A 5,114-nucleotide genomic window follows, 5' to 3' on the forward strand; every position below is an offset into this window, starting at 1 on the left:
GTTTTTGCGACAGGAACACCAGTTTCTAACTCTATTAGTGAACTTTTCACCATGATGAATTACATTCAACCTGATGTTTTAGAGCGATACCAGGTATCCAATTTTGATTCATGGGTTGGGGCTTTTGGGAATATTGAAAACTCCATGGAACTAGCCCCGACAGGTGATAAATACCAACCTAAGAAACGGTTTAAGAAATTTGTCAACTTGCCTGAACTCATGCGAATCTACAAGGAAACTGCCGATATTCAGACCTCAGATATGCTCGACTTACCTGTACCTGAAGCTAAGATTATTGCGGTGGAAAGCGAGTTAACGCAAGCTCAGAAATACTATTTAGAAGAGCTGGTAGAGCGTTCAGACGCTATCAAGTCAGGTAGTGTTGATCCAAGTAGAGATAACATGTTAAAGATAACTGGAGAAGCCAGAAAACTAGCTATTGATATGCGGTTGATTGACCCTGCTTACTCCTTATCGGATAATCAGAAAGTCCTTCAAGTAGTCGATAATGTCGAGCGGATTTACCGTGATGGAGCTGAAGATAAAGCCACTCAGATGATTTTCTCTGATATTGGAACCCCTAAAAGTAAGGAAGATGGCTTTGATGTTTACAATGAACTTAAGAACTTGCTAGTCGATCGAGGGATTCCAAAAGAAGAAATTGCCTTTGTCCATGACGCTAATACGGATGACAAGAAAAACTCTCTGTCACGCAAGGTCAATAGTGGAGAAGTACGGATTCTCATGGCTTCTACGGAAAAAGGTGGAACGGGTCTAAACGTCCAATCACGCATGAAAGCTGTCCACCATTTAGATGTTCCATGGCGTCCCTCAGACATTGTCCAGAGAAATGGAAGGCTCATCCGACAGGGAAACATGCACCAGGAGGTAGATATTTATCACTATATTACTAAAGGGAGCTTCGACAATTATCTTTGGCAGACGCAGGAGAATAAGCTAAAGTATATCACCCAGATAATGACCTCAAAAGATCCTGTGAGATCAGCTGAAGACATTGATGAACAAACAATGACTGCTTCTGACTTTAAGGCTTTGGCCACTGGTAATCCCTACCTTAAGCTCAAAATGGAATTGGAAAATGAACTGACAGTTTTAGAAAATCAAAAACGAGCTTTTAATCGCTCAAAAGATGAATATCGCCATACAATTTCCTATAGCGAGAAGCACCTCCCTATTATGGAAAAACGGTTGAGTAAATATGATAAAGATATTGCCCAATCTTTGGCAACAAAGTCGCAAGATTTTGTCATGCGATTTGACAATCAAGCAATGGATAATCGTGCTGAAGCAGGGGATTATCTGCGTAAACTCATCACCTATAACCGCTCAGAGACCAAGGAAGTCAGAACACTTGCCAACTTTAGAGGATTTGACTTAAAAATGACTACACGAGGTCCTAGTGAGCCTTTGCCAGAGACTGTTTCTTTGATGATTGTAGGCGATAACCAATATACAGTCGCCCTTGATTTAAAATCAGACGTGGGAACCATTCAACGGATTAGTAATGCCATTGACCATATTATAGATGACCAAGAAAAGACGCAAGAGCTGGTAAAGGATTTAAAAGATAAGCTACGAGTAGCCAAAGTAGAAGTTGAAAAAGTCTTTCCAAAGGAAGAGGACTATCAGCTTGTAAAGGCTAAGTATGATGTTTTAGCTCCCTTGGTTGAAAAAGAAGCAGAGATTGAAGAGATAGATGCAGCTTTGGCCAAGTTTAGTGAAGATACAACACCCCAAAAGAAGCAACAAATAGCACTCGAGATATAAGAAAAAAGGCTGACAAATAATTTTGAACGCGGTAAAATGAAGTCAAGAAATCACAAAAGGAGAATAGATCATGACCCAAACACTAGAAGAAATGCGTTATAAACTTGAAGAATGGTTGGCACAAGGCTATACAAGTCCAGAAGATAGGGCAAACTACCAAACTTTAAAGGAACAGTATGAAGATGAGACCTTTGATTACAGTTTTTCAAAGCGTGAAATTACTGGACAGCTGGAACTCATCATCAAAAGTCGTGAGAATGATTTTTCAAACTTAGATGAGGTGACGAAGACGGAATACCTTGACTTGGTTACCCAACTTGATGAACTTGACCAGGAACAAGCCAACGATTATCGTAAGCAATTAGCCTAGAAAGAGGTGTAAGATGTTGGAGCAAATTCTACAAAGCTTTCTGATGATCATAGCAATAGGACTGATGTTGCTTGTCCTTTATCGGATTGTGAAAGTTTCAGGTGCTTTGTTTCTTATCGGACTCATCAGTGGATTAGTCTTTATAGAAATCTATGGAATTTACCTCTTCTTTACTGAGAGATACCTCTATACAGAAGATTTAGCCACCAATGGTATTTGGAGTTTTACAGGATTTTTTATTATTTTTAATATTCTGCTAGTGCTTGGACTTATGACCAACCTCGTGAAAAGTAGAATTACGGAATACAAATAGGGCTACCTGATTTGTACTGACCCCAAAAAGTTGGACAAATAATTATTGAAAGGATTTAGTTCTGTACTGGACAGGACTAAGTCCTTTTAATTTTGCTTAGATTCGTTTGTTGTTGTAGTAAAAAATATAATCTGTAATAGCTTCTTCAAGCTCGTCAAGTGATTGATAAGATGTCTCGAGTCCATAAAACATTTCAGATTTGAGAATGCCAAAGAAAGACTCCATCATCCCATTATCTGGGCTATTCCCTTTGCGGGACATGGATGGTCGAATGCCTTTTGTTTCCAAAAAGTAATGGTAAGACTGGTGCTGGTATTGCCAACCTTGATCGCTGTGGAGAATAGTCCCACTGTATAAAACTTGCTGGAAAAGCCTTCGCAAGCATGGTTTGAACCTGCTTCAAGTCAGGTGACCGAGACAGGGTAAAAGCAATAATCTCACTATTATAGCCGTCAAGAACAGGCGATAAGTAGAGTTTCCCTTCAGGCAAAGCAAACTCGGCTGACTTGGATAAAGTGAAACGAATTGTGACAGAGGCAATGATGTCAGTTGCCCTTCGTTACCGTCAGAATCTAGATTTCAAAGTTCTAGTCAATCCAACTGGACGTTTTGTTCTTGGTGGCTCATTTGCGGATGCAGGAGTTACTGGTCGAAAAATTGTGGCAGATACCTATGGTGGTTTCGCACATCATGGTGGCGGTGCTTTTTCTGGAAAAGATCCAAGCAAGGTAGACCGCTCAGCAGCGTACATGGCACGAAAGATTGCTAAGGATATTGTTAGAGAAGGCTATGCGAAACGATGTGAAGTACAATTAGCCTATGCCATTGGAGTAGCAGAACCTGTGTCGGTTTACGTAGTAACCTTTGGAACCAGTCGCTACACCGCAAAACAACTGGAAGGAATGATTCGTGAGCGTTATGATTTAACACCACGAGGTATCATTAAGGAACTTAATCTCTTGAATGTAGACTACTCCAAGACAACTTGCTTTGGGCATTTCACAAAAGGTTATCTTCCTTGGGAGAAATAGTGATAAAATTGAGAGAGAAAAGGAGTGTTCATATGCCCAATCTTCAAGTATCTTCTATAACCGTATCACTATTTAGTTTCATGTTACCGATGATTTCAATTGATATTAACGTAGAAGAAAAATTGGTAAGTATCCAAAAATTTCCTGAGACAGAAGCCGAGATAATAACAATCTCCAATCTCCGATTATTTTTATTCTTAAATCAATTAAAACGTGTGAAACTGTCTGAATGGAAGGAATATTATTCAAATGAGATGGAGATTTTAGATGGTACTCAGTGGAATGTATCATTTGTCATGAATGGAAGAACTTACTATTGCTCGGGCGATAATAATTTTCCAAGAGAATGGACGTTGTTTTGTAGGGCAATAAATAGATTAGTAAAGCACAATTACCTAGAATAATTGTACTTTTTCTTTGGAGGGAAAATGCCAAGAAGACCAAGCACACCTTGTAAACAAAATGGTTGTCCTAACCTAGTACCGTATGGACAGAAGTATTGTGAGAACCATAAAGCAAACTACCAACTGGATACCAAGTCAACCAAAGCCAAAGGATACAATGCCCAGTGGAACAAAGCACGACTTCGTTACTTAAAAGTTCATCCACTCTGTGTTCAATGTAAAGTCAAAGGTCGATTGACCAAGGCAATAGTGGTTGACCATATCACACCCCACCGAGGTGACCAAGAACTCTTCTGGAACCAAAACAACTGGCAAGCTCTTTGTAAACCCTGTCACGATAGAAAGACCAAGACGACTGATCGATATGTGGGATATACTTATCGATTTTAATGTTTGAGTTTCGTTCCAAAAGTATGTATGTTTTTATTTATACAAACATTAAGAAAACCCTCTCAATACTAGAGAAATAGTGTACAATAGAGTAAAGGAGGTCAGCTATGACAGGTAAACGTTTATTGTCTATTATCGTGGGTATTTTAGTAGTAGGAGGATTAGTGATGTTTTTTAGTTTGAATGGAGATAATCAACTTTCTAAGGAGGAGCAGCAATATCAGTTAGAAGTCCAAATTGCCAAGATGTTGGTAAATGATTACGAAGACGTTGAAACGATTGAGTTTCATGGTTGGGGACATTCAAGAGAAACAGGGATGTGGGGAACAACTGTGATTGTAAACCATTCAAATGAGCTAGGCTTTTCTTTTTCTAGTTTATCTGGTTTAGATGAAATTAGTGGCATTGTTTTTTCTCCTTCAGATAATGAGTTAATCGAGAAATTATCAAAAAAAAATATGCCTAAACTAAAAGATAGGATATCAGATATTCATAAAGTCTCATTAGATGATTTAGTAATCCATTATTCAAAGGATAGCAGGGAAGATTAATATGACGATACAAGATAGTGGTTATAAAAAGTTTGCTGAGGAAGTTTATAATGTTGAACCCAGTAAAGCTAAGTCTAATGATACTCCTGTAATTGTTAAAGACAGTAAGATTGAAGATCCGATGACAGGTCAACAGTACAAAGTCATAGCTGTTCAAGACAACAATAATGATGTTGACAAAACAAATGACAATGGGATGCAGGCCATGGCAGTTGCTCCGTATGTTAATGGAAAGGCTGATACTAGCCAGATTGTTATTGCTTATAC

The 5,114-nt window shown here is 38.7% G+C and carries 6 protein-coding genes and 3 pseudogenes; 8 read left to right on the forward strand and 1 reads right to left on the reverse strand.

Annotated features, from left to right (window positions below; translation table 11 throughout):
• From ACHBHN_RS10910 to ACHBHN_RS10920, 3 genes are all read left to right on the forward strand, one after another.
• A partial coding sequence (locus tag ACHBHN_RS10910) for a helicase-related protein (protein ID WP_394734124.1) occupies positions 1-1,788 on the forward strand: 1,788 nt, incomplete at its 5' end.
• Between the two features lie 70 nt (positions 1,789-1,858).
• A complete protein-coding gene (locus tag ACHBHN_RS10915) occupies positions 1,859-2,158 on the forward strand; it encodes a DUF5962 family protein (protein ID WP_174852814.1) in 300 nt (99 codons plus the stop codon).
• Positions 2,159-2,171: 13 nt separating this feature from the next.
• A complete protein-coding gene (locus tag ACHBHN_RS10920) occupies positions 2,172-2,471 on the forward strand; it encodes a DUF5966 family protein (protein ID WP_394734126.1) in 300 nt (99 codons plus the stop codon).
• Between the two features lie 96 nt (positions 2,472-2,567).
• Here the strand turns inward: ACHBHN_RS10920 and ACHBHN_RS10925 are convergent.
• A pseudogene (locus tag ACHBHN_RS10925) lies at positions 2,568-2,970 on the reverse strand (IS3 family transposase); the annotation flags it as partial.
• Here ACHBHN_RS10925 and ACHBHN_RS10930 point away from each other — a divergent pair.
• The 5 genes and pseudogenes from ACHBHN_RS10930 to ACHBHN_RS10950 all read left to right on the forward strand — a co-directional run.
• Positions 2,969-3,502, forward strand: a pseudogene (locus ACHBHN_RS10930) (methionine adenosyltransferase domain-containing protein); the annotation flags it as partial. The pseudogenes ACHBHN_RS10925 and ACHBHN_RS10930 overlap by 2 nt on opposite strands.
• Before the next feature lie 32 nt (positions 3,503-3,534).
• Positions 3,535-3,906, forward strand: a complete 372-nt coding sequence (locus ACHBHN_RS10935) for a hypothetical protein (RefSeq protein ID WP_394734128.1) — start codon at positions 3,535-3,537, stop codon at positions 3,904-3,906.
• 24 nt (positions 3,907-3,930) lie between these two features.
• Positions 3,931-4,296: an HNH endonuclease signature motif containing protein gene (locus ACHBHN_RS10940; RefSeq protein WP_394734129.1), complete on the forward strand. Its 366-nt coding sequence runs from the start codon at positions 3,931-3,933 to the stop codon at positions 4,294-4,296.
• Positions 4,297-4,403: 107 nt separating this feature from the next.
• Entirely contained in the window at positions 4,404-4,847 is a 444-nt protein-coding gene (locus ACHBHN_RS10945; protein WP_044762353.1) for a hypothetical protein, read from the forward strand.
• Position 4,848: 1 nt separating this feature from the next.
• Positions 4,849-5,114, forward strand: a pseudogene (locus tag ACHBHN_RS10950) (hypothetical protein); the annotation flags it as partial.

Origin of the sequence: Streptococcus sp. A22 (genome assembly GCF_043674215.1) — a bacterium.
GTDB lineage: Bacteria > Bacillota > Bacilli > Lactobacillales > Streptococcaceae > Streptococcus > Streptococcus suis_V.